This window comes from Maribellus sp. CM-23, from assembly GCF_021354595.1.
In the GTDB taxonomy this organism is placed as follows: domain Bacteria; phylum Bacteroidota; class Bacteroidia; order Bacteroidales; family Prolixibacteraceae; genus Draconibacterium.
In genome coordinates this window covers 382,521-408,988 of record NZ_JADWYJ010000004.1, presented here as the reverse complement: position 1 = coordinate 408,988, position 26,468 = coordinate 382,521, and the positions used below count along the sequence as shown (strand labels likewise).

At 44.1% G+C, this 26,468-nt stretch carries 20 protein-coding genes; 9 read left to right on the top strand and 11 right to left on the bottom strand.

What is annotated here, in order from left to right; all coding sequences use genetic code 11:
- Positions 1–23 precede the first annotated feature (23 nt).
- The 5 genes from INQ51_RS15580 to INQ51_RS15560 all read left to right on the top strand — a co-directional run bounded on the left by INQ51_RS15580 (position 24) and on the right by INQ51_RS15560 (position 8,612).
- On the top strand, positions 24–1,421 hold the full coding sequence (locus INQ51_RS15580) for a BT_3987 domain-containing protein (protein ID WP_233378879.1): 1,398 nt from the start codon (positions 24–26) through the stop codon (positions 1,419–1,421).
- Between the two features lie 355 nt (positions 1,422–1,776).
- Positions 1,777–3,180 (top strand): hypothetical protein, encoded by a 1,404-nt coding sequence (locus tag INQ51_RS15575; protein ID WP_233378878.1) that lies wholly within the window; start codon positions 1,777–1,779, stop codon positions 3,178–3,180.
- Between the two features lie 224 nt (positions 3,181–3,404).
- The gene (locus INQ51_RS15570; RefSeq protein ID WP_233378877.1) at positions 3,405–4,703 is read left to right on the top strand and encodes a Gfo/Idh/MocA family protein; all 1,299 of its coding nucleotides are present in this window, start codon (positions 3,405–3,407) and stop codon (positions 4,701–4,703) included.
- Positions 4,704–4,722: 19 nt separating this feature from the next.
- On the top strand, positions 4,723–5,655 hold the full coding sequence (locus INQ51_RS15565) for a DUF1080 domain-containing protein (protein ID WP_233378876.1): 933 nt from the start codon (positions 4,723–4,725) through the stop codon (positions 5,653–5,655).
- An 824-nt stretch (positions 5,656–6,479) separates the two neighbouring features.
- A complete protein-coding gene (locus tag INQ51_RS15560) occupies positions 6,480–8,612 on the top strand; it encodes a Tex family protein (RefSeq protein ID WP_233378875.1) in 2,133 nt (710 codons plus the stop codon).
- A 79-nt stretch (positions 8,613–8,691) separates the two neighbouring features.
- On the opposite strand, the gene INQ51_RS15555 is transcribed toward INQ51_RS15560, so the two are convergent.
- Positions 8,692–9,336, bottom strand: a complete 645-nt coding sequence (locus tag INQ51_RS15555) for a transposase (protein WP_233378874.1) — start codon at positions 9,334–9,336, stop codon at positions 8,692–8,694.
- 149 nt (positions 9,337–9,485) lie between these two features.
- Positions 9,486–9,740 carry a hypothetical protein gene (locus INQ51_RS15550; protein ID WP_233378873.1) on the bottom strand — a complete coding sequence of 85 codons (255 nt, stop codon included), beginning with the start codon at positions 9,738–9,740 and terminating at the stop codon, positions 9,486–9,488.
- A gap of 371 nt (positions 9,741–10,111) precedes the next feature.
- Between INQ51_RS15550 and INQ51_RS15545 the strand changes: the two genes are divergently transcribed.
- A complete protein-coding gene (locus INQ51_RS15545) occupies positions 10,112–11,806 on the top strand; it encodes an alanine/glycine:cation symporter family protein (RefSeq protein WP_233378872.1) in 1,695 nt (564 codons plus the stop codon).
- Between the two features lie 469 nt (positions 11,807–12,275).
- Here INQ51_RS15545 and INQ51_RS15540 read toward each other — a convergent pair whose 3' ends face one another.
- From INQ51_RS15540 to INQ51_RS15525, 4 genes are all read right to left on the bottom strand, one after another.
- A complete protein-coding gene (locus INQ51_RS15540; protein WP_233378871.1) occupies positions 12,276–13,055 on the bottom strand; it encodes an MBL fold metallo-hydrolase in 780 nt (259 codons plus the stop codon).
- A gap of 518 nt (positions 13,056–13,573) precedes the next feature.
- Complete coding sequence (locus tag INQ51_RS15535; protein ID WP_233378870.1) at positions 13,574–14,401, bottom strand: GNAT family N-acetyltransferase; 828 nt, start codon at positions 14,399–14,401, stop codon at positions 13,574–13,576.
- 186 nt (positions 14,402–14,587) lie between these two features.
- On the bottom strand, positions 14,588–14,983 hold the full coding sequence (locus INQ51_RS15530; protein WP_233378869.1) for a RidA family protein: 396 nt from the start codon (positions 14,981–14,983) through the stop codon (positions 14,588–14,590).
- A 155-nt stretch (positions 14,984–15,138) separates the two neighbouring features.
- Positions 15,139–15,318, bottom strand: coding sequence for a hypothetical protein (locus INQ51_RS15525; RefSeq protein WP_233378868.1), 180 nt, complete (start codon positions 15,316–15,318; stop codon positions 15,139–15,141).
- A 706-nt stretch (positions 15,319–16,024) separates the two neighbouring features.
- Here INQ51_RS15525 and INQ51_RS15520 point away from each other — a divergent pair.
- A complete protein-coding gene (locus INQ51_RS15520) occupies positions 16,025–16,462 on the top strand; it encodes an SRPBCC family protein (RefSeq protein ID WP_233378867.1) in 438 nt (145 codons plus the stop codon).
- 91 nt (positions 16,463–16,553) lie between these two features.
- Here the strand turns inward: INQ51_RS15520 and INQ51_RS15515 are convergent, their stop codons facing one another.
- The 5 genes from INQ51_RS15515 to INQ51_RS15495 form a co-directional block, all read right to left on the bottom strand.
- Positions 16,554–17,030: a hypothetical protein gene (locus INQ51_RS15515; protein WP_233378866.1), complete on the bottom strand. Its 477-nt coding sequence runs from the start codon at positions 17,028–17,030 to the stop codon at positions 16,554–16,556.
- Between the two features lie 102 nt (positions 17,031–17,132).
- Positions 17,133–17,795, bottom strand: coding sequence for a hypothetical protein (locus INQ51_RS15510; RefSeq protein WP_233378865.1), 663 nt, complete (start codon positions 17,793–17,795; stop codon positions 17,133–17,135).
- 31 nt (positions 17,796–17,826) lie between these two features.
- Positions 17,827–18,234: a flotillin-like FloA family protein gene (locus INQ51_RS15505; RefSeq protein WP_233378864.1), complete on the bottom strand. Its 408-nt coding sequence runs from the start codon at positions 18,232–18,234 to the stop codon at positions 17,827–17,829.
- 83 nt (positions 18,235–18,317) lie between these two features.
- Positions 18,318–20,645: an SEC-C metal-binding domain-containing protein gene (locus INQ51_RS15500; protein ID WP_233378863.1), complete on the bottom strand. Its 2,328-nt coding sequence runs from the start codon at positions 20,643–20,645 to the stop codon at positions 18,318–18,320.
- A 733-nt stretch (positions 20,646–21,378) separates the two neighbouring features.
- Positions 21,379–21,936, bottom strand: a complete 558-nt coding sequence (locus INQ51_RS15495) for a hypothetical protein (RefSeq protein ID WP_233378862.1) — start codon at positions 21,934–21,936, stop codon at positions 21,379–21,381.
- A 1,220-nt stretch (positions 21,937–23,156) separates the two neighbouring features.
- Here INQ51_RS15495 and INQ51_RS15490 point away from each other — a divergent pair.
- Positions 23,157–25,649 (top strand): endonuclease MutS2, encoded by a 2,493-nt coding sequence (locus INQ51_RS15490; RefSeq protein ID WP_233378861.1) that lies wholly within the window; start codon positions 23,157–23,159, stop codon positions 25,647–25,649.
- A gap of 122 nt (positions 25,650–25,771) precedes the next feature.
- Entirely contained in the window at positions 25,772–26,464 is a 693-nt protein-coding gene (locus INQ51_RS15485) for an HAD family hydrolase (protein WP_233378860.1), read from the top strand.
- The last annotated feature ends 4 nt before the right edge of the window (positions 26,465–26,468 follow it).

Sequence of the window (26,468 nt, the reverse complement as noted above, 5' to 3'; positions counted from 1 at the left end):
GTTTAACACTAAGAAATATTCCCATGAAAATCAATAACCATATATCAATTCTTATCCTGCTAATCTGTACTGTTTTATTTACAGCTTGTGAAGACAACAGGATGAATGACATGGAAGACGATAAAATATACCTGCTAAACCCGGGACTCAATGAACAGACAATTTTCAACTGGCCGGGTTACACCTATAAACTCGGTGTAATTAAGAGTGGAATAGGTCAGCAGGGAGGAGAAGTAGCATTGAAAATTGACGAAGCATTGCTGGTTGATTTCAATGAAGCCAATCAAACCGACTTGAAAATGTTGCCTCAGGAGCTGGTCAAGATTAATAATCCATCTTTGACATTGAAAGCAGGAGATTACAGGGCCTTTTTCGAAATTGAATTAAATACAGAAGAGATCACCCTGCTAATTGAAACAACGGGCGACCAATACGCATTGCCTTTTCAAATGGAAATTTTATCCGGAAACTTTAAAATGGAAAACGCAGAAAGCATGTTCTCTCTTTTGGTTCCGGCAGTAAATGAACCTTACATTGAAATGGAGAAAGCAGGACTGCTGCACGAGTTAACAATAATAGACTTACGCTCACCTGAAGAAACCATGTTCTTTTCGGAAGTACAGATTAACTACAACAACCAGTGGAACATTGAGTTTGCGGTTGCAACAGAAGGCAATCTGGTAGAAGAATACAATGCAATCAACAACACAAACTACAAGGTGTTGAACGAATCAGCATTCAAGATTGATCCCTCATCGCTGACAATTCCCATATATACGAACAAACAACCCATTAAAATCACTTTCGTAAAGGAAGGCTTTTCTGACGGCAATGGCCAGTACCAGTTCGGAGATTATCTACTACCGGTAAAACTTACTTCGGTAAGCAAAAACAACATCAATCCGGAAAAAGCCATTCAATACATTCCGGTCTCTTTCAGACCACTACTTCTCGACCGAAGTGAATGGGTAATAACTGAATGGAATTCTTGCATATGCGAAGAGCCTCAATACGAAGGCTTGGGACGGGTTCCTGAAAATTTACTGGATGGTAATGGCGAAAGCTACTGGGGTTCCAAATGGGATGCACCAAAGCCATTTCCGTACTATTTCATCTTCGACATGCAAAAAGAGCATACTCTTTATCAAATAGACCTGGTAAAGCCTACCAACAGTACCTGGAGGGGAAATATTAAAGCAGGATATTTTGAGGCAAGCAACGATGGAGAAAACTGGACAAAACTAAGAGATTGGGAAATAGAAGATAATCTTCCGCGTGAACATCGTTTTACAGTTGAAGGCACAAAAGCCCGGTACGTAAAACTGGTGATTACAGAAGCTTTTGTTTATCACAATGCAGAAACAGGAGCAGAAAGCGGAGCTCAATGCGACCTGGCCGAATTTATAGTCTGGGGAGAATAGAATGTAAGTTTTCATCAAAAACCTCGTTTTGATAATCTGAACCACAATCTTATTTAGCAGAGCTTCCGGGAACTTTCTTTCTGGAAACTCTGCTTCCTTTCAAAACTTAATCTCTAACGACCAGCCAACATTGCATCCTCTTTATCCATGAATAGGCAGAGCTAGAAAGATTAAATAAAGACAAGGTTACAGATTATCGAAAACATCTGAGATTTCAACCCGCTCCCTTCTTTTTTAATTAGCGGATACTTGCAAAGATAAAACGGGCACACTATATTGCCATTTGTTCAAAACAACGACAGAATTAATTCTTGTGAACAAATTGAACTGCTGAAGAACTAACAACGATAAACCAATGAATAAAAAAATGGTATTCAATTCAATCTGGCTCTTCCTGATTTTCATACAGCCAATTGCATTACACGCCCAAAAATTTAACTGGCAAGCAAGCCATGATGGCTGGATTATGAGCCAAAAAGCAGGAAGCAGCGAATATGAAAAGTTTTTTGCAATCGGAACCTGGCATGTTCCCGGTTACACCTTTACCAATTCTCCGGAAGCGGATGAACAAGCCTACCGCGAAAATGCGGCCCTGTTTCAAAAGAAATCGGAGCCATTTAACATGTTTTTTGTAACACCGGGCACCCAAAAAGATTACATGGCGGATAAAATACATATTCTCAATCCGTTTTCACCGATGCTGCATACTTACATCGATAAGATACCCGGATTACCTGAGGGCAATGATAAAGATTATTACCGGAGTCGGGCGATTAAAAAGCACGTAAACAGTCCGGAATTTGAGCAGTACCTGGATGCTGCGATCAAAAAAATCTCGGAGAATCTTCCTAATGATAAGTACATATACTCTCATATTGACGAAATCGCTTTGGGCGGTGTAGGCAAATGGGCGGTACCGCCTTCGGTGGGGGCTAAAATAAACAGCAGGCTAAAAAAACAGGATAAGAATGCACTTGTTTTTGTAGATCTGCTGGGCCATTGCAAAGGAAGTACCTACCTTTTTGAAGAAAACTATTTAAAAGAACATGGTGCTCTTCCTGAAAACCCGCCTTATGAGTTAATCGATCCGGAGGCGCGTAACTGTAAAATACCATTGCTGGGATTTTTCCATGCCCACAATGGCAATCCTGTTTACCAGTTTAGTAATGGTGAATATTCATATGTTGATTATGATTTGGAGACCTTAAAATCGGTGTGGTACGAGAATACCCGGTTAATAGCGCAAGGCTATAAAAACAACGGCGATGTATTTGGAATAAATGCTTTCCGTGATTACTTTGCCCATCCCGTATTGTCTGGGATAACGGTCGATGCACTTAAAGCGGGCTTAGGTGAAAAAACACCCCTATGGATTTATTTTGACGGCAACGGTTATGCCAGGCCTTCCGAAATGGCACCGCAAGAATACATCAGCCACGTGAAATGCCAGATTTATACGTCAATTATTCACGGGGCAACGGGTATTCTTTTTTGGAACGATTGGAGAAAAACACCCGAAGTTTTTGACACCTTGCTTCCGATGCTAAAGGAATTAAACAACAATTTGCCCATTGTTAAGCTCGAAACAAAACACAGGAAAGTAGACGACAACCTGCATATTATGATAAAGGAAAGCAAGGATGGCCAGAAATACATCATTGCGTCCAACACGAGTACAACAGATGTTTTATCCATCGACATTCCGGAGGTAGATAAAAAAGAATTACAACCATTAGAAGTTTATATTACCTCTTTTTAGGTAAATTTTGCCTTGCGAAAAAGGCATATTTGAACTAAATTTCCGGTGAATCCATACTACAAACAGTATGGATTCACTTTTAGATAAACTTATGTATTCCTATTAAACCTGTCTCTCCTTCATACAGGCAATAGTGGGTCAACAACAAAAGAAAGATGCTCTAAGCTGACAATAAAACAAAGCCGGCAAATAACCGGAAGATTAAACGAATAAAACAAAAGCAAATGAGTCTAAAACCTAAAACCAACAGAAGGAATTTCCTGAAAACGACCGGAATGGGTATCATGGGTTTTCCGCTGATCCTGAATGGCTTTTCCGGAGTGGCTCCCAGCGATAAAATCAGGGTAGCACATATCGGAACCGGAAACATGGGCGGTTCGCATATCCGCTGGTTCTCGGCTTTCCCCGATGCGGAAACCGTGGCCTTGTGCGATGTGGATGAACTGCGTTTGGCCAATGCACGCAAGCTGCTTGTTGCCAACAATTCATCAGCCAATCCCGAACTTTACTCTGATTTCAGACGCATCATCGAACGAAAAGACATCGATGTTATCACCTGTGCCACGCCCGATCACTGGCATGCCTTGGTGGCCATTATGGCGTTCGAATCGGGTAAAGATGTGTACGGGGAGAAACCGCTTTCTTTTACAGCAAAGGAAGGAAAAGTGATGCTGCAATCCCTCAAAAAACACGACCGTATTTTCCAGTTGGGAACCCAAATTCATGCCGGTGATAATTACCACCGCGTAGCCGAAATTATTCAATCCGGTGCATTGGGGAAAATCCACACTGTTCGCCTGTGGAAAACCGGGGGAACATCCGGCTTGGGATTTCCACCCAACGAAACACCGCCTGCCACCCTCGATTGGGACATGTGGCTGGGACCTGCTCCTTATGCTGAATATACCCCGGTAAAATGCCACGGCACCTACCGTAGCTTTTTTGATTATTCGGGTGGCGTGTTTGCCGATTTCTGGTGTCACATTGCCGACATTATGTACATGTCGCTTCATCCCAAAGGCCTTTCCAGCATTGATGCACGGGGCGATATTCCAAACGACGGAATTGCTGATACACCAAAATGGATCGATGTGGATTTCAAATTTAAGGACCTGGATGTGTACTGGACCACTACCCCGCCCGATGTTCCCGGAGCCGACAAAATGGGAATCGGAGCCCACTTTGAAGGAGAAAAAGGGACCCTCACCTGCGATTACGACAAACGAATCATATCAATAGGAGGCGAAACTACCCACGATCTTTCGGAAGTAGCACAATCGATCCCCCGCTCACCGGGTCATCAGCGAAATTTCCTCGATGCCGTAAAATCACGTATCCAACCGGAAAGTAATCTGGAATACGCACGGGAAATGACTTTGCCTATGCACCTGGCCTTAATCTCGTTCCGCCTGAAACGAAAATTACAGTGGGACAGCCATAAAGAAGAATTTATAAATGATCCGGCAGCCAATTTCCTGTTGTCAAGGGAATACCGTTCACCCTGGTCGCTTCCGGTTTATTAAGCATCTAAAAACTACACAAATGAAACGAGTATCAATATTTTTTGCCTTTTTACTAATAAGCCTTGCGGGATTTTCGCAGAACACAGATCGTTTTACCTCCTTGTTTAATGGCAAAGACCTCTCCGGATGGATGATGCCGGGGAAAGTTCCCGGTTTTGAAGTGCTTGACGGAGTGCTGGTGGCAGCTCCCCACAACGGCAGCGAACTGTATACAGAAACGCAGTACGGCAATTTTATTTTTAAGTTTGAATACCTGCTATCTGAAGTAGGAAACAGCGGAGTACTTATTCGCTGCAATCCCGAGAATCCATGGGGAACCGGAGTAGAAGTACAATTACTGGCTCCATGGACACCCTACCGTGACGACCTGCATTGTACCGGTTCCATATACGGGCACGTAGCTGTGAGCAACCGCCCCGATGAAACCACCGGAATATGGCACACAATGGAAATAAAATGCAACCGGAAAAACATCACCGTTTCTGTAGATGGAAAAATAACCACCGTGGCCGATGTAGATACGGTTAAAAGCATGCAGGGCAAAAACATGGCGGGGGCCATCGGTTTTCAGTCAAATCACAGCAAAGAAGGCGAGTTTGCAAAGTTCAGGAACGTTTCTGTTCTGAACCTGGATGACGACCCGGACTATGTAAAAAAAGGTTTTTACAGTGCTGATGCAGATATCAGAAAGCAAGCCGGGGAAGCAGCCGTCTTAAAAGGCGCTTCAATAATTGAGACACTGGCTCAGATGCTCAGTGAAAATAATCCAAAAGCACAAGCCGGCGCCAAACAGGCACTTTTTGATATTGCAGCCCGGAAATCGGCGGTGAACATATCAAAAGATGAAAAGAAAGCGGTTGAAAAGGCATTTAAAAAATCAGTAAAAAACAGCTCTTCTGAAATCAGCAAAAACTACCTGAACTGGTTGCTGGAGATGTTATCGGCAGATTAGTTCTTTCTATTACGCATTACAGACAGGCTCACAGTCTGACCACAGAAACCGTTCTTCTATCTTTTAGTTGATAGAAGAACGGTTTTTTCGATTTCCAAAGCTCTTATCTTTCTAATTTTTAGCTTATCAGCTGGATTTTACTATTTGTCATAACACAAATAGTAAATACGAGGAAGGCATTTCCGAGCTCCAGGCTGCGTCCGCTTCGCTCGAAAAAATTTACGTATTGCAGGCTAAGAGTTCGGAACTCCTGTAACCTGGCGAGCCGTCCTGCTAACTTTTTCGTCTCCCTGTGGCAATTTTTCGATTTCCTGTACCATTTTTGGCCGTCCTGTAAGTTTTTTTGTTGCCCTGTTGAAGTTTTTCTCAATCCTGTAGCTTTTTTTCCCGTCCTGTTTAACAGGGAGGGCTAAAAACGCAACAGGGAGGATCAAACACCTACAGGGAGGGTCGTGGGCCTACAGGATGAGTCAAAAGCTAACAGGGCGATGTATTTCAACTACTTAACGACATATTGCCGCTCACCTCAACACCAAAATCCGATTCACGTAAAGAAAGCATCGAACTTTCGGGCATTTAAAGTTCTTTGTGGGACTGCCAACCTTTCGTCCCGAACTGCTAAATGCACTTTTATCCCCCCATCCCTCCGAACAACGGTCCATATACACCACCTAACCCGGCACTGCGGACCGGGCAGTCCGTCGCTTGACAGGGCTTCGATAGCTGGAACGGCTTTATCACCCTGTTTCAGCAGATCAATCGTGTAAAAAAGCAAGACAAACAAGCAAGTTTCGTTACCTTTGTCTTCCGCAAAAACAGGTACAATGCAAAACAACATAACAGATTTAATCGCCCAACAACTTCAGGTAAAAACAGTGCAGGTAAGCAATACCATCCTGTTACTGAACGAAGGGGCTACCGTTCCTTTTATTTCGCGTTACCGGAAAGAGCGTACCGGTAGTCTCGACGAAGTGCAGGTGTTGCAAATCAAGGAACTCAACGAGAAATTCAGCGAGCTGGAGAAGCGAAAAGAAACCATTCTGAAAACCATTGAAGAGCAAGAACAACTGACGCCTGAACTAAAGGCACGCATTGAAAACTGTTTTGATCCGGTAGAGCTGGAGGATATTTACCTCCCCTACAAACCCAAACGCCGCACCAAGGCCACCATGGCACGTGAAAAAGGGCTCGAACCGCTGGCTAAAATCCTGATGAAACAGGTGGAACGAGATCCGGAGTTCCGTGCCAACCAGTTCCTGAACGAACAAGTTGCCAGTACCGAAGAAGCACTTTCCGGCGCACGCGATATTATTGCAGAGTGGGTTAGCGAAAACGAGCGTGCCCGAAACATTGTCCGCCGGAGCTTTGACCTGGGCGCAATTATATCCTCCAAAGTGGTAAAAGGAAAAGAAGAGGAGGCCGCCAAATACCGCGACTATTTCGACTGGAGCGAGCCGTTGAAAAAATGCCCTTCGCACCGCTTGCTGGCTATGCGTCGCGGAGAGAACGAAGGTTTTTTGCGTGTAAGCGTAACGCCCGATGAAGACAGGGTACTCGAAAACCTCGACCGCTTTTTCGTAAAAGGAAACAATCCGAGCGCTGAACAGGTGGCAATGGCCGTGAAAGATTCGTGCAAACGCCTGATCCAGCCATCGATTGAAACCGAATTTTCCAACCTTTCAAAAGAAAAGGCCGACGAAGAAGCCATCAAAGTCTTCACCGAAAACCTGAAACAATTGTTGCTTGCGCCGCCACTCGGACAAAAACGAACGCTTGCCATCGATCCCGGATACCGCACCGGCTGTAAAGTGGTGTGTCTCGACGAACAAGGCAACCTGCTCCACAACGAAACCATCTACCCGCACAAACCACAGGAAGAAAAGAAAATGGCTGCCAAGAAGATCACATCGGTGGTGGAGGTTTACAAAATTGATGCGATTGCTATCGGCAATGGAACAGCCAGCCGCGAAACTGAGTTTTTTATCAAAAACCTGCGCTACAACCGCGAGGTGCGTGTTTATGTGGTCAGCGAAGACGGGGCCTCTGTTTACTCGGCATCCACGGTTGCCCGGCAGGAATTTCCGCAATACGACGTCACGGTCCGTGGTGCAGTTTCCATTGGTCGCCGCTTGATGGACCCGCTGGCAGAGCTCGTAAAAATCGACCCCAAAAGCATTGGTGTGGGGCAATACCAGCACGATGTGGATCAGAAAAAACTAAAAGGCAGTTTGGATTCGGTGGTGGAATTAAGTGTGAACTCGGTAGGTGTCAACCTAAATACTGCCAGCAAACACCTGCTTACCTACATTTCGGGCCTGGGACCGCAACTGGCTGAGAACATTGTGGAATACCGAAAAGAAAACGGGGCATTTGAATCGCGCGATGCGCTAAAGAAAGTTGCCCGGATGGGCCCCAAAGCTTTTGAACAAGCCGCTGGGTTCCTGCGTATTCCTGATGCAAAAAACCCGCTCGACAATTCAGGCGTGCACCCGGAGTCGTACAAAATAGTCAAACAAATTGCCAAAGAGCTGAAATGCGAACTCAGCGATTTGGTTCGAAACGAAGAGCTGGTTTCCAAAATCGACTGGCAGAAATATGTGACTGCCGAAGTGGGCCTCCCCACCCTCAACGATATCAAAAGCGAACTGCTAAAACCCGGGCGTGATCCGCGAAAACCGATCAAAGTATTTGAGTTTGCCGATGGTATTTTCTCCATCAATGATTTACATGTAGGGATGGTTTTGCCGGGAATCGTCAACAACATTACCAAATTCGGGGCTTTTGTTGATGTCGGTATCAAGGAATCGGGGCTGGTACATATTTCAGAACTGGCCGATCGTTTTATTTCCGATCCCAACGAAATAGTTAAACTGCATCAGCACGTAAAAGTGCGGGTAAAAGAAGTCGACATTCCGCGAAAACGCATTCAGCTTTCGATGAAAGGACTGGAGCAATAAAAACAGGGAAGCGATTTAAGTACCGTTTAAGGAACCGTTCTCTATTAAAAAGAACGGTTCCCTATCCAGTCTATTCAAATCATTCCAATGTAATCTCTTTACGCTCTTCATGCCAGCCCTGATGATAATCAACAAAACTTTCCTTTCCTCCAAACAAGTCCAACACTAGTTTTCTGTCCATTTTAGTCTTGCTATTGCCAAGGATGGCTTTGTAAGAACTGTATTTATAATTTCTGAAGTTGTTCGAGATTCCATGTTTCTCCGGATTGAAATGAGTATAAAAAATTGCGTATTCCAGGTAACTCTGGTCACAAATTTCAAGTCGTTTGTATTTTGGATCAAACAGATTACCCGATCTGTTTTCCTGTTTGTTGATAGCCATTGCATAAGTTATAAACATGCGTTTTAATTGTCTCACAACCTCTCTTCCTATTTGTTCCTCATCCGTAACTGATTTTAAGGAACCGTTCTCTTCTATTAAAGAACGGTTCCCTCGCTCTTCAATGAAAAGCTCAGTTTTTATTTTGAGCACCAGATGAAAATGATTTGGCAATAAAGCATAGGCCAGGAAATGAACATAATCACTTAAAAATTTATGAAGCAGGTTCAGAAAATAATCATAATTGGCAGAGGTGTAAAAAATATTCTGTCGGTTTGTTCCCCGGTTAAAGATATGGTAGTAACTGCCGGCTAAAATGGGAGTTAACGTTTTGATTGAAGGCATTTTTTCTTTTCAAGATAATGAATATCCCAAAAATAAAGAACCGCTCTCTATTATAAAAGAGCGGTTCCCTATTCTAATTAGGCAGTTGTCTCTAACTAAGAAACAATTCCCTCTTGTGGATATCCTAATTTGCGAAAATCAACCGAGTCCTATTCCTCGTCGTCTTCGTTGGCCAGAAGTTCCTCGTTTTCAAACTCTTTTTCAAGGAATTCTTCGGCGGCTTCAATTAATTCTGCAATGTAATCTTCGTCGCCCGGTTCGCCGTCGATCCAATGTACCTGCTGGTTGTTCCAGAAGTCATCCAGGTCGGCTTCTACGATAAAACGAGGTGTTTCTGTGTGAACCACAAAAATGGTGTCGGGTGTTTCCAACGAGTTGTCGGCTAATAAAAACTTTGGTAACATGCTTAATTGCTTTTGAGTTTTACTTCGCTAATTTACGACATAAAATAACGTACAGAACCAACCAGCACCAAAAAAGTTTTATCCTCTGGCAGGCTTTTTTTGAGCTGCCAGGGAAGCATCTCCCCCAGCCTCTTTCTGTCTCTAACTTTATGTAAATACTGACATTCATCAGCCTTTGGTAATAATCTGAAAAATAAAACTCCGTTTTTTTAGCAAATTGAATCAGAATGTTAATTTTAGCCTTGTTTCTGAAACAAACCTAAAAATACCTGCTTCGAGTTTGCCCGGCAGTTTACCTGGCCCAAACACTGCAACCCCAAATTTTTCGGGGCGAAAGGAGCATACTAAACAGATGAAAAACGCGAAAATAAATGCATAAACTAAATGACATTCTTTCGGTGATCGACAGCTACATCGGCGGATCCCAATGGTTCGTATTCCTTTTACTCGGAACCGGTATTTTCTTTACCATTTACCTGAAGTTTCCGCAATTTCGTTACCTGAAACATTCGCTGCGCATCGTTCGCGGAAAATTCGACAAAGAAGGAGACAAGGGAGATACTTCCCACTTTCAGGCTTTAACCACTGCACTTTCGGGAACCGTAGGTACCGGTAATATTGCCGGGGTAGCACTGGCGATTCACCTGGGCGGACCGGCCGCACTGTTCTGGATGCTCGTAACCGCCGCCGTGGGTATGACCACCAAATTTGTGGAAGTAACGCTTTCGCATAAATACCGCGAAGTGGCCCAGGACGGCTCCATTGCCGGTGGCCCGATGTACTACATGAAAAACCGTCTGAACCTGAAATGGCTGGCCGTGATCTTTGCCGTTGCCACTGTGCTTTCTTCGTTCGGAACCGGCAGTCTTCCACAGGTAAACAGTATTTCCAATTCGCTTTTCGAAACCTTTGGCATCAACCATATGCTTACCGGTGGTGTTCTGGCACTCTTGCTGGGTTTTGTGATCATCGGGGGAATCAAACGCATTGCACAGGTTACTTCGCGCCTGGTGCCTATAATGGCTATCATCTATTTTATCGGCGCCATTGCGGTTATTTTCTACAACTACGAAAACATACTTCCTTCGCTCGAAGCGATTTTTGGCGATGTATTTACCGGAACGGCTGCTACCGGTGGTTTTCTGGGCGGAAGCATTGCTTTTGCCTTTAACCGGGGCGTAAACCGCGGTCTGTTCTCCAACGAAGCCGGACAGGGATCGGCGCCGATTGCCCACGCGGCTGCCCGCGCACACGAACCGGTTTCGGAAGGACTGGTGGCCCTGCTCGAACCGTTTATCGACACCATCATTATTTGTACGCTTACCGGGCTGGTGCTGCTTTCGTCGGGTGTGTGGACCGAAAAACACGAAAACCAGTTCCAGGATGCCGACCTGGTGGTATTCGACGGAACTTATTCGGAACAAAACCAGCAAGACATTGACAAGCTGCACAATTACCTGGTGGGAGAAGCCGACCTGCCGCTGTTTACCGGCACTCTAACGGTGGAGAACGGTGTGGTGGCCAATCAGCCCACGATCCTTCACGCGCGTTCGGTGGCAGAAAACGTAAAAGTATGGGTGAACGCTCAGCCATATTCGGGTCCACTCGAACTGGTGAACGGAAAAATAGACCGCGAAAAAGAACGGAACCCTTCGGGGCTCACGCTTACCGGGCAATCGCTGATGCACAGCGCCCCGCTGACCACCATTGCCTTTACCCGCAGCTGGTTTGGCGACTTTGGAAAATACATTGTGTCGATCGGGCTTTTGCTGTTTGCCTTTTCCACCGCCATCAGCTGGTCGTATTACGGCGACCGCGCCATTACCTACCTCTTTGGCTCGGGCAAGGTAATTTACTACCACATTATTTATGTGATCGGCTTTTTTGTGGCTTCGTTTACCGACACCACCATTATCTGGACACTTTCGGGAATTACCATTGCACTGATGACCATCCCCAACCTGTTTGGGATCCTGGCCTTGTCAAAAGAAATGAAAAACGAAGTGAAATCATTCTGGAAAGAATACGCCGACCGTTTCCCGGGAGAGAAAGTTCCAAAAGGGTAAGTTCGTTTAGATTCAAGCTATTAGCTACTAGCCACGAGCTATGAGCTTGTTGGGAAGTCAGAATTGGATATTCATAGCTCGAAGTTTATGATTCAAAACTGGTAGCGGTTCTTAGTTTGTCCCCATTAGAGGGGGACGAGGAATTCAGGCGGCTTTGACGCCGGAATGACGGAGGGGGTAAGTTAGTTTAGAGTTCAGGGTTCAAAGTTTAGAGTTCAAGGGGAAAGCTATGAGCTGCGAGCCACGAGCTTGTTGGGTAGTTCGGATTTGGATATTCTACCTTGGATATTGAAAATTGTCTGCCAGATAGGTTTTGCTTTGTGCTATTGTTTAGACTCTCGGTATGCGCGGCGAATGCGTTTTGTGCCTATAAGAACCGTCCTTTACTTCTTCCATAAAATAAAGAACGGCTCTTAAAGGGGACACAAAAGCCGGCAAGATTGCAGCACCCCTTCGCCCGCTTTTTCACCTATAGTTTTATGCCAAAATTGGGATACGAAAAAGTCCCGCTTCCGTGTTTTAACTTTCCGCTGTTGTGCAAGCTTGTAAAGGCCTCGTCCAGTTCGCGGATAATCGACAGCGGTACATTTAAGTCGTGGTGTGCCGGCAGAATTTTCCGGACCTCCAGCGGCAACAGCTTTTTTATCGAGTTCATGTAAGCGATCGGGTCGGTCGACGGGAAATACGCAAACAATTCCCCGATGTAAATCAAATCGCCGGTATACAAATACCCCCTGTCTTTTTCGTACAAACAAATATGACCGGGCGAATGGCCCGGGGTATGCAGCACCTCAATGCTTCGTCCTCCCAACTCAATCGTATCTCCATCGCGGAGTACCCGTGTGGGCGTGCCTTCAAACAGATAATAGTCATTCACATCAAAGTCGGCAGGAAAATCGCAGGGCTCTTCCATCAGGAAGTCCCGCACCTGTTGCAACGTCAGCGGAAAGCCCCCGTTGATCCATTCGGTCTCGGCCTCGTGTACATAAAACTCGGGGAAATACTGATGTCCGCCAAAGTGGTCGTAATGCGCGTGGGTGGTCACCGCCGCTACCGGGTTGCCGGTTAGCTGTTGTACCTCTTCCCAAATGTTCCGCACCCCCAGGCCCGTATCAATCAGCAAACTTTTGTCGCTGCCGTTAAGCAGGTAGCAGTGTGTTTCTTCCCAATGTTTGTATTCGCTAATAATCGATGTAGTGTCATCAATTTTCTCAATCGTAAACCAGTCGTTTGTCTTGTAGTTGATCATTTTTATGTGTTTTTCTGCGGGTAAATTCCCATGCCTTATAGTACGGCTGCCTTGGGCGAATATTGCTGACAAAGATCTATTTATTTTGGATGTTGGATACTGGATATTGGATGCTTGATGCTCGATGGTCGATGGTCGATGCTCGATGGTCACGGCTTACAGCTTAATTCTTTGTTCCCATTCAGGGGGACGAGGAATTCTGTTGGCTTCGACAACGGAATGACGAAGGGGGGTGTCCGCGATGCTGGATACTAGATACTGGATGCTTGATTCTTGATACTCGATGCTCGATGCTCGTAGCTCAAGGCTCGTAGCTTAATTCTTTGTCCCCATTCCCGAGGGGGACGAGGAATGACGGAGGCCCCGACGAAGGAATGACGGAGGGGGTGTGTACCCGATACTGGATGCTTGATTCTTGATACTTGATGCTGACTCTGAACTCTGAACTTTAAACTCCAGACCCCTTTTCCACGCGATGCAATCGCGCGGGAGCAGGGCTGGTTGTTATAAGTTAGCCATTAAAGCGCCAACCGGTAGTAAAGCAAAGTCAGTGCCGGAACAAACCCGAGTTTCTGAGCCAGGCCGTACGATGGTATATTGCTTAATTTACACGCCCAAACCGGCTCATAATCGTTTTCCAGGCAATAATCGATCAAAGCCGAACAGGCATATTGTGCAAAGCCTTTCCCCCTGAATTCGGGGATCGTTTCCATGCCCAGTTCCAGCTCTTTTTCAAAAATAAAAGCAGAATAGGCCGTGGTAGCCAGCCTGCCGCGGTCAAACAAACTAAACCCGATCCCGTTTTGACAGAAATCGCCGGCATTGTTCCAAAAACGTGCGGGAACAACGCTTCCGGTCATCGCCTCAAAAATAGCGGCGTCGGTTCTTTTTATTTCGTGCTGCCCGTTTATGTTTGCGTGCTTAAACTCCAGGTACTTCTCCCGGTTGAAGCGGAAGTTTACGCGGGTGTTCAGTTCAATGCAATCGCCGGGAGCTTCCTCTGCATCCAACGCTACACGCAATTTGTCTCCAAACAACCCGGGCAATGTAGTATCCCAGTTGCCGGGAAAGGCCTGCATCCATTCAAACGAATTCCGAATCCCCTGCCGGTTGAAACAATAGTCGGTCAGCTGGCTGTTAAAGTCGCTGTTTTCACTGTCGCCAAACAACAAACTCATGCCATAGGGATGAACCACATAAAATGTTTTCGGGTGTTCAGCGTCGTCAACAAACACCTTCCCGTCCACTTTCTTTTCGATTACCGAACGCGCAAAAAGGTGGTTGATCTTCACGTCCTTTAGCGGCGCTTCCAAAAGGGCGTATTTTTCTTTCTTTAGTTCAATCATATACCGGTTGTTTAGCTTTTATGTTTTTTTTCGGTTGACGCTATGAATAGTATTCAGTGATCAGTGGTCAGTGGTCGTTTTCGATACGCGATGCAGGATATTAGATACTGGATTATGGCCTCTGAACTTTGAACCCTAAACTCTGAACTCCTTTGACTATCAATGCCATCGCGCGGGAGCGTAATATTACTTAGCCGCCCAAATTTCAATCTCAATTTTCAGTTCGGGCAATCCCAGTGCTTTTATATAAGCAATCGTCATCGAAGGGTATGTTTGTCCGAACAGGGTTTCCCACTCGGCGTCAAAAAATTCCCAGTCAATGTCTTCGGTAGCCCAGATATTTACTTTTATCACGTTGTCAGCGCTTAGGTTTTGGCTATCCAAAAGCCCTTGAATGTTTTTGAATGTCAATACTACCTGTTCGCTCAAATTCCCGGGAATATTCCCATTTGTATCGATCCCAATTTGCCCCGAAAACGTGTACAAGTCTGAATTCTTTGGAATTATGGTAACGTGTGAGTAGTTGCCTACCGGTGCCGGTATATTTTCGGGGTTTAAGCGGGTTATTCTGTTGGTACTCATTGCTTCTTTTCTGTTATTTTTTGCAGGAAGGCGCTGTAACTACCCCTCACTGCTTTTTGTATGAATAATTTTCTGTAAACTCTTTTCATTCTTGATTCACAAATGCTGAACCTTCGGCTGCACTGTTTTATTGTGTGCCCTCTAGCTTTTTTCCTTTACCACGCGATGCAATGGTGCGGAAGCTGGGTAAAATAAGCAAGCTCTGCCAGCGAGACGATCACGAAAAAGATCAGGGAGGTAATCCGGAGTCGTTTGTTTTTCTTTACAATTCCAATAAAAAGTGCAACCAGGAAAACAATGGGTACGAGGAGCAAAACAATCAATAGCAGATTCATAATGCAGTGTAGTTACTATGGTTAAACAGTTTAAAAATACTCTTTTTTACCACGCGATGTTAGCGCGCGGGAGCGGAGATTTTTCTTTTTGTTTTCGGTGATTGGTTGTACTAAAATGGCACGGATTACAAATCTGCGCCAGCCGGGTGCCCGATGCTGGATACTGGATGCTCGAAGCCCGATCTCACTGTTCTGTGTTGCCGTGTTGCTGTGTTGCTGTATTGCCGTGCTGCTGTTTTTTACTCGTAGCTCGTAGCTCACAACTCCAAGCTCGAAGCTCGAAGCTCGAAGCTGGAAGCTGGAAGCTCGATACCCGATACATACTCCGCCTGCCCGGCTACTGACGGGAACCCTGAACTCTGAACCCTTTGTCCCCATTTAGGGGGACGAGGAATTCAGTTGGCTCTGACAACGGAATGACGGAGGGGGTGTGTTCTGGATTCTCGATGCTCGAAGCTCGTAGCTCGTAGCCCGATCTTATGGTTCTGTGCTGCCGTGTTGCTGTATTGCCGTGCTGCTGTTTTTTACTCGTAGCTCGCACCTCGAAACTCATTACTCGGTACTCACTCCGCCTGCCCGGCCACTGACGGGAACTCTGAACCCTGAACTCTGAACTCTGAACTCTGAACTCCTAATACCCGTAGCTCGCAGCTTCGTTCTTTGTCCCATTTTTTGTACCTTTCTCTAAAACTAAAATCCATGTGTCATGACCAAAATCGCTCATAGTGTTTTATTAAACACTCCTTTGGAAGAAGTTTTCGAATATGCCTCTGATTGGAAGAAATGGGAGGAATGGTTTGAAGGAGTATCTGACTTTCAATCAATAAGCGAAGTTGAAAAAGGGAAGGGTGCAAAATACAGGTATAAGGCAAAAATGATGATGTTTAAATACGAAATAGAGGCGGAGGTTTATGAATATACCGAAAATGTGGGCTTTAAAGTTGTTGGAATAAAAGGCCCACCCTATAAATCCTTTTGGAACTTTGAAGTAATCGACGGAAAAACGAAACTTACTTATGGACTTGAATATTCAATTTCAACTCCCATCATTGGCAACTATATGGATGCGTGGGTTTTAAAGCCGCAATGGAATAAAATAATACAGAACTCCCTTCAGAATCTTTCAAAAATAATAGACCGGTAAAAGCTTCCTTCGCTGCCGAACGATGGTAGCGTGTGGCCTGTAGCTTTTTCTTTACCACTCGGTGTTAGCGCGCGGGAACGGGGTCGAGTTTTTATTTTTTGGTTATTGAATTCAATACAGATTCGCGACATTCTTCAGAAATTATTTGCTCATTGGCTGTGTAAAACCCAGGGTAACCCTCTTTAGGTATCACTTTAGGCTTATTTACCTGGTAAATTTCTAATGTTTCAAGGTTGAAAAATACCTGACAACCATATGGATTTTCAGCGGTAGTAATATCCATATGTATGTAGTGGGGTAAAAGTTCAGAGTTATGATACCATGATGCTGAGAAGCTTATGTCGTAGTCCTTATAGTGATTGAAAAACTCTTTTATGCATTCCGGAATAATTATCTGTTGATCGTTTATTGCCAATGTGAACGTTGCACGGTTAAATTCTGCGTTCGCATATTTTTCAGGAAGTCCTATTAATTTCTCCTCTTTGCTTAGTGTAATAGGTGTGTCCTCATGTGCAAATAAAGGCAATTGAAACGTTAACATTATTGCTATAAGAATCCAGTTTTTCATTGTTTTCAAATTTTATCGTGCTGCCGCACGATGGTAGCGTATGGCCTGTAGTTTTTTCTTTACCACGCGATGTGAGCGCGCGGGAGCGGGGACATCGGTTTCTTATTGAGTCCCACCACTCCGATCGGTTTCACGAACAAAAAAATACCAATTGTCATCTAACCGGTAAAGTACGGGATAGAATACATTCTTATTTATTTCCGGAACCGAATCATTCAGACAATAAATATATCCGTTATAAAGATCAAGACCATGATCTGCTGGTGGCACATAACCCGAGAATTCGATATAATTGTTTTCTCGCAAAATCCATTTAACATCCAGTTTTCTCATTAATCGAAACAGAACGGTAAGATCCTTGTAATTAAACTTTTCTTTTTTTTCAACATCGCTTAAATCATACAGCTCTTTATCGTAAGTAGCTTTGATTATTGAAGACTGAATGGGGTATAATTCAACTTCAGTTTTGGCATATTTCCCCTTTAATTTAGGACTTGTAAAATAATCACCGAGTATTTCGCAAGACATCATAAATGGGAAGCCACGTTTAGTTTTAGCAATAATATCCGGCCCATTAATTTGCTGAAATTCCTTAATCAGTAAGTCATATTTATCCTCATACACATTTTGTGGTTTAACCGATAAACCAGCCGAAGTATAATGTTCATTGATTTTGCTTCGGTCAATCCTTTTGTCCTTTTTTAATGAACACGAGTAAAACAGAATAAGTAAAATTGCTACCAAAAGTATCTGCGTCCTTCTCATAATTTAGCTTTTAACATCAAATATGTCAGGATTACTCAAACTGAACTTTTTGTGTTTCGCGCATTTTTTCCTGTACCGATTCAAGGATGTTCAGGCCCTGGGCATCGGCTTTTACTGCATTCTCAAACGACAAAGGAAAACCGGCCCGTTTGGCGGCCACCATACCGTTTACCACATTTTTCACATCACCTCCGCTTAATGCCAGGGCTTCCAGCTCATCGCGGCTTAGATTTAAGCCTCCCTTGGTGGCAACTATTAAACCTTCAACCACCTCTTTTACCGGAGTTTTTCGCAGTCGCATTAATAAAAGTTCCATAAGCGAAATACGCACCCCCGAAACGGTTGCCGCAAACCATAGCCCAATGGGAAGAAAATAAAGAACCATAAGCAACAGAACCACTACAGCCCCGATAAAAAATAAAGGATGAAGATTTTCCATTTTGAATGTTGTTATTGGTTTTACGTTAAAACTCCTTTACCACGCGATGTTAGCGCGCGGGAGCGGGGATTAGCGGTAGGTTTTTAAAATTTTCTACCACAACACTTTTTATATTTTAATCCACTCCCACACGGACAAAATTCGTTTCTCCCTATTTTTCGTCCTAATTTCATGGGAGTTCCTTGGTTTTTCCCTCCTAATAATATTTCGATTTCTTTTTCCATTTCTTCGTCAAACTCCCATTTAGCATCACTAAATACAATGGAGTCGACGAATCTTCCACTATCCTTTAAACACCCAATTCCAATCCAAAAATCTGCTTTACTTTTATATTTCCGATTACTACTTAGTTGAAGCAATCTATCATTGAGTTCGTAAATGTCATTATCATCCCAAGATATAAAAGTTAACCCAAAAGAAGACCGAACCAACCCAGCCATAATTGAGAAGTTGTGCCACTTCCCATCAGTATTAGTTTTTTGCTTTGTCGTTTTTATCTGGTTGATTAGGTTCTCTCTAGATTCTTCAGACCAATCTAATAGATGAAATATTATATCTGTCTTTTTAGGTGAATTTATTTCATCAATTTGGTTACATAATATTTCAAAATCTTCATTTTTCCATCTATTACCAATTTTATCATTTTCAGAGGAAGTTTTAATTCCAAGTTTCAACGGATAATAATTTCGGTCGACTAATTGTCCAAGACTTGTGTCAAGTTGATAATAATCGAACTTTGGGTCTTTCCTTAATTTATTTGTTAAATGATAACCTAAATAGTTTATTTCTTCATTTGAATGAAAATATTCCATTAATTCAATTCGTTGACGAACGTAATAAAGAAAGTCGTAAGGATTATTGAGATAAAATAACACTAGTTCTAAATCAAAAATTGTCAAGAAAAGTGGATGTGGTGCTGATTCTTCTTTTTCTAAAAATGCAAAAGTTTGATGTGTTAGAGTAGGATAGTTTTCTGTAGTAATACCTAATATATAAACCTCTTCAATATCTTCTGTAATGTCAATTTTATCGCCTCTTTCATTAAAAAAAGTGGCTTTCTTCTCAACAATTCTTTCACGGCAAATAAGACCTTGTTCGTATGCATCTTGAACTGCATTCTTGAAATCTGTTTGCAACTGATTGAAATTACCTTTACGCGAGAGTTGTGTTAGTTTTTTTGATTTTACTTGTACACATAGCGCCTTACTTCCAAGAATACACAGAACATCAATGTCGGTATCATCATGTCCTTTTTTCGACACAATCTTAACGGACTTGTATATTCTTTTCTCACCAAAAACCTTTTTTAGAAGCTCGTAAGTTATCTCTTCTCCAACTCTTCCCCTGTTTTCTGCAAGCTTATTCTTATAGTGATTGTCTGCTTGCATCCAATAATACGGACTCTCATAAACAGCCTCAAAAATAGAAAATGATATAGGTACAAAGAAACGTTCTGAATCAAGTTGAATGATTGGTTTAGCGGTGAAGAGATTGAAATCTCCAATATTTTGAAATTGTTTATTTCTTTCCTTTTTATCTAATTTAATTGAGAAATTATCAAGGAACGAGTCTATGTTCAAATCGTTATGAAAATCAGATTTGCGAATGGTGAATAAATCAATGATTCCGGTATAAAAAGAACTCCATCCCTTTTCTCCAATTTCTTCAGGATTTAGCCCTTCTTTTATATGAGAATCTGTTTCAAACAATTCGAAAAATTGGAAGAATTCAATTATTGTGAAGAACTCATCAATGTTTTTGCCTCGTTCATTTTTTGGGATTGACTTGTCTTTTTTTAAGTCTTTAATTATTTGAGATTTATTTTCTTTTAAACCTAAGAAATTGACTTTTTTAATTTTTTCTTGATGGGAATTCTTTATTTGAGAGGTAATCTTATTTATTTTGTCAAAATAAAAGTTTGAATTTAAGTTTAACCAGGTTTCATCGTACTTATATTTTCGATTAAGGAATTCTATATATTGAAACTCATATATTCCATCCCCTGCGTAAAAGATAGGTTCAATAAAAACATTTTCTCCACCAAAAAAATCACGTTTATCAGGTTGTTCTCTAGAATTTAGATTGTCAATTAATGGTTTAAACTTTTCAAACATTGGCGTCAATGTTGAACTATGTAACTCATCCATTAATTTGTAGGTCTTTTTCTTTTGTTCTGCTAAATCAAAAGGACTTTCTGGTGTGTCAAGATTTATTCTATTTTGTATTAGAAACCCAATAAGTAATGATACTTCATTCTTACTCAATCTCGCACGATTGTCAACCTCATGCATCTTTTCAACATTAAAATGGAAATCATCCATGATGATTAAGCACAAAGTATAAATGTATCCTTTTGTGTTAACCAGCTCTTTAATGTCGCTTATTATATCTTTTATTTCTCTTACTTCCATTTAGAAAGATTAGTTCGTTGGCTCTTCATTAAACTTACTGCTAACGTATCGTATATCTACTTCACTATTTGTCAATCTAAGCGTTTTATTCGCTTGGCCTGCAGTATGGCTATAGTGTTTATATACGTTTACAAACTCCTTGTAAAGCTGTCTTCTGGGGTGGCAAATCTATCGCTGCTGATCGTCCCGGGGTGTCACCACATTACAGGCTCTAATGTAGCAAAAGTATTTTAAACATAAGATAATTGGGCGGAGAAAAGAGCAGAGAGCCAGGAGCATGGAGCAAAGGACAGAGGGCGAAGGGCAGAGGGCGAAGGGCATGGAGCTTCGAGCTTCGAGCCCCGAGTATCGAGTATCCGGTATCGAGTATCCAGTATCGAGTATCCAGTATCGAGTATCCAGTATCGAGTATCCAGTATCGAGTATCGAGTATCGAGTATCGAGTATCGAGTATCGAGTATCCAGAACACACCCCCTCCGTCATTCCGTTGTCGGAGCCAACTGAATTCCTCGTCCCCCTAAATGGGGACAAAGGGTTCAGAGCTTAGTGTTCAGTGTTCCCGTCAGTAGCCGGGCAGGCAGAGTGAGTACAGAGTAATGAGTTTCAAGCTACGAACTACGAGCCCCGAGTATCGAGTATCAAGGATCGAGAATCCGGTATCGAGCATCGAGCATCCAATTTTAATCCCCAATAAGCTTGTGGCTCGAAGCTCAAGGCTTGTAGCTTCTGTTTCTAGCGGTAGTTTTTTCGTTTTTTTCGCTTTTTCTTCCATTTGTCCAGCATATCGCCTATCGAAAATTTTAGTAAGGATACCGAAGAAGCTTCGCTGCGCAGCACACTGTTGTGTTCAGTCATCATTTGCTTGGTTCTTTCCGACTCCGAAAAACCATCGCCGGGCTGCGGCCGGATGTCCCATTCCTTTACATTCAAATTCTGGCTAACGATTTCTGCTGCCGACTTTTCGTCGGGCGAGACGGTTATTTCCTCTACGTTAATGCTTTCCGATTCGAGCGTGATCACCGGATTTCGAAGCAACTGGGTGGCGCTTACTATTTTTCTGAAATACGAAATGTGCGATAACAGCAGTGAGTCGGTGGGCGAAATGCTTAGGGTAAACACGCCGTTTTTCAAACTGATGTCTTTTTCCTGGCTCAGCAGGTTTACAATGTAAACGTCGGGAACGGGGTCGCCTTTTGCGTCCACGATCTTCCCCTGGATAAGCATACGTTCTTCCTGCGCCATTGAACACAGACCGGATAAAATGAAAGTTGCAAGTAAAAGTTGTTTCATATGCCTGGCTTTGTTTCTCCAAAGGTCAGGAATAAAGCTATTAACAGCCCTCAAAAAAAATTAAACTATGTTAATGAGGGGAGGGAGTTTAGTTCAGAGTTTAGGGTTTAGAGTTCAGAGTCAGGATCGAGCTTTGGGCTGCGAGCTTCGGGCTGCGAGCTTCGAGTATCAAGTATCGAGTATCCAGAATCAAGCATCGAGTATCCAGCATCCAGTTTAACCACAGAGAACACGGAGAAGACACTGAGTATACTGAATTTTGGGAATCCGGTAATGAGACTGATCACTGCGACTGAATACTGCGACTGAATACTGATCACTGAACTCTGAACTCTGAACTCTGAACTTTGAACTCTGAACTTTGAACTAATGTATCTCTGACACCCCCTCCGTCATTCCGTCGTCGAAGCCTCCGGAATTCCTCGTCCCCCTCGAAAATGGGGACAAAGGAGGAAAGGCTGCGAGCTGCGAGCTACGAGTAAAAAACAGCAGCACGGCAACAGAACTGCAAGCTATTGCTAAATTGCCAAACGGTTAAATTGCAAAGAGCATGGAGCAAAGAGCACGGAACTTTGAGCGACGAGCTCAACTCTGAACTTTGAACTTTGAACTAATATATCTCTGACACCCCCTCCGTCATTCCGTCGTCGAAGCCTCCGGAATTCCTCGTCCCCCTCGAAAATGGGGACAAAGAAGAAAGCTGCGAGTTGGGAGCTACGAGTATCGAGAATCAAGCATCAAGTATCCAGAATCAAGCATCGAGTATCCAGCATCCAGTTTAACCACAGAGGGCACAGAGAAGACACGGAGTATGCTGAATTCTGGAATCAACGAATGCGACTGAATACTGCGACTGATCACTGCGACTGAATACTGATCACTGAACTCCGAACTTTGAACTTTGAACTTTGAACTTTGAACTTTGAACTAATGTATCCCGGACACCCCCTCCGTCATTCCGTTGTCGAAGCCAACTGAATTCCTCGTCCCCCTCGAAAATGGGGAAAAAGAAGGAAGCTGCGAGCCCCGAGCTTCGAGCTACGAGTATCAAGAATCTTGTATCAAGCATCGAGTTTAACCACAGAGAACACGGAGAAGACACAGAGTATCCTGAATTCTTGCATCGGGTAATGAGACTGAATACTGCGACTGATCACTGCGACTGAATACTGATCACTGAACTTTGTACTTTCAACTCTGAACTGTATTTTTGCGGGGCAATGAACAACGTTTATCCACATAATTTTGAGGCGAAGATCGGGTTCGACCGCATCCGCGAGATGTTACATGCCAAGTGCATCAGCACCATGGGTAACGAGTGGGTGGACGAAATGCATTTCCAGACCTCGCACGAAACCATTTTGCGCCAACTGGGCGAGGCCGAAGAGTTTAGCCGCATTGTGCGCGAGTACGACAATTTCCCGGCCGGGCATTATTACGATTTGCGGGCGGCGCTGCAAAAGATCCGCATCGAAGGCCGTTTCCTCGAGCCCCAGGAACTGTTCGACCTGAAACGCTCGCTCGAAGCCGTGCGTGCCATCGTTACTTTTTTCAGCAAACAGGAGGAAGCGGTTTTTCCACTGCTGAAGCAAAAAACCGCCAACGTGCAGGTGTTCCCCTATATTTACGACCGCATCGACACGATCGTGAATAAATTCGGGAAGATCCGCGACAATGCCTCACCGGAGCTGGCGCAGATTCGCCGCAGCATTTTCAACATGCAGAACAACATGTCGAAACGGCTGCAAAGCATCCTGAAACAGGCGCAAAAAGACGGTTGGGTGGAAGACGATGCTTCGGTATCGATCCGCGACGGACGGGCTGTGATCCCGGTTCCGGCGGCCAACAAACGCAAGCTGAAAGGCATTGTGTACGACGAATCGGCCACGGGAAAAACCTCGTACATCGAGCCCACCGAGATTGTGGAGATGAACAACGAGATCCGCGAGCTGGAATATGCCGAACGCCGCGAGATCATCCGCATTCTTACCGAATTCTCGAACGACATCCGCCCCTACCTCACCGAGCTGGCGTATTCGTACGACTTTCTGGGTGAGATCGATTTTATCAGGGCCAAAGCTTTGCTCGCGGTAGAGTTTGATGCACAACATCCCGACTTTCGCGACGAACCCATCATTGAATGGTACCACGCCATTCATCCGCTCTTGCTGAAAACGCTTCAAAAGGAAAAACGAAAAATTGTTCCGCTGGATATTAAGCTCACGGAAGAAGAACATATTTTACTGATCTCGGGGCCCAACGCCGGGGGTAAATCGGTGTGTCTGAAAACCACCGGCCTCTTGCAGTACATGCTGCAGTGCGGTTTGCTGATCCCGGTAAACGACGGCAGTAAAACCGGTATTTTTGATCAGCTGTTTATCGACATAGGCGATGAGCAGTCGCTCGAAAACGACCTGAGTACCTACAGTTCGCACCTGATGAACATGAAGCATTTTGTGCGCAACTGCAACGAAAAAACGCTGGTGCTGATCGACGAATTCGGAACCGGTACCGAACCGATGCTAGGGGGTGCCATTGCCGAGTCGATCCTCGACAAGCTGAACCAGCAGCGCACCTTTGGGGTGATCACCACGCACTACACCAACCTGAAGCATTTTGCCTCGTCGGCCGATGGAATTGTAAACGGCGCCATGCTCTACGATTCGCACCAGATGAACCCGCTTTTCAAACTGGAGATTGGGAAACCGGGCAGTTCGTTTGCTTTTGAAATTGCGCGGAAAATAGGGCTTCCGGAAGAAATTCTCGAGAAAGCCACTGAAAAGATCGGGCAGGATCACATCGATTTCGACCGCAACCTGCGGCAGATCGACCGTGACAAACGCTACTGGGAAACCAAACGGATGAAGATCCGCAAGGTGGAAAAGATCCTTGACAACACGGCTGAGAGTTACCAGAGTGAGCTGGAAGAAATACAGAAACAACGCAAGGAGATCCTGAAAAAAGCAAAGGAAGAAGCCGATGCTTTGCTGAAGGATGTGAACAAACGGATCGAGAACACCATCCGCGAAATAAAAAATGCGCAGGCCGACAAGGAGAAAACGCGGCAGATGCGTGAAGAACTGGAAGGGCTGAAAAAAGAAGTGGGGAAAAAATCGGCCAGTGATGATCAACAGCTTGCCGGCAAACTTTCGAAGCTTCAGCGCCGGGAAGAAGAGCGCAACAAACGCCGCCCCGAAGAATCGAAAAAACCGATTCCGAAAGAAAAGCTGGAAGAGCGGATCGAGATGCGCCCCGGAGATAAAGTCAGGATAAAAGGGCAGGATACGATTGGCGACCTCATCGAAGTAAACGAGAAAAATGCGATCGTGGCTTTTGGCCAGCTGATGACAACCATTCCGCGTAAGAATATTGAGCGCATCAGTAATAACGAAGCCAAAAAGATGGACAAAAAACGCTACGGCAAACCCTCGGTTTTGGGCGAGAATTTCTCGGAACGCCGTCTTTCGTTTAAGCCCGAGATCGATGTCCGCGGCAAACGCGTGGATGAAGCCATTACCAAAATCACTGAATTTATCGACGAAGCAATCATGTTTGAAGTGGGGCAACTTCGCATCCTTCACGGGAAAGGCCATGGCATTCTGAAAGAAACCATCCGCGAATACCTGCGTGCCGAGCCCATGGTGCGGAGTTACAAAGACGAACACGTTGATTTTGGCGGTTCCGGCATTACCGTGGTGAACCTGGCCTTGTAAAACCTTTTCAACAAAACAGGCAGAGAAATGAAACGAGCATGTAAATTATTCACATACAATAGGACGATTAAAATAGATGCGAGTTCCATACTATACCTTTGAAAACAATCAATTCTAATAGTATGAAACAAAACTTCAAAGTAATTGCTTTTGATGCCGACGATACCCTTTGGGTAAACGAGACATTTTTTCGCGAAACCGAAGAAAAATTTTGTGCTTTGTTGTCCGACTTCAGCACATCGGACGAAACCATGGAAGTGCTTTTTGCCACTGAAATGAATAACCTGGAAGAATACGGCTACGGCACCAAAGGTTTTGTGCTTTCGATGATTGAAACGGCGCTGAAGATTACCGGAAACAAAGTGCCGCCGAAAATACTGGAGCAGATTATTGAACTGGGGAAAACACAAATCAATCAGCCGGTAGAATTGCTTGACGGTGTGCTCGAAACGCTGGACTACCTGAAAGAAAAAGGCTGCAAACTAATTGTGGCGACCAAAGGCGATTTGCTCGACCAGGAACGGAAACTGAAAAAATCGAAACTGGAAAAGTACTTTCATCATGTGGAAGTGATGAGCAACAAAAGACCGGCCGATTACCAAAAACTGCTCAGTCACCTCGAAATTGAGGCGGAAGATTTTCTGATGATCGGCAATTCCTTCAAGTCGGATATTGAACCGGTGGTACAACTGGGAGGCTTTGGCATTCATATTCCCTTTCACATCACCTGGCTTCACGAACAAACCGAAGAAACAACGGAACACCCCAACTGGGTAAAACTGCCGCACATCACCGGGATTAAAAATATGCTCTAATCAT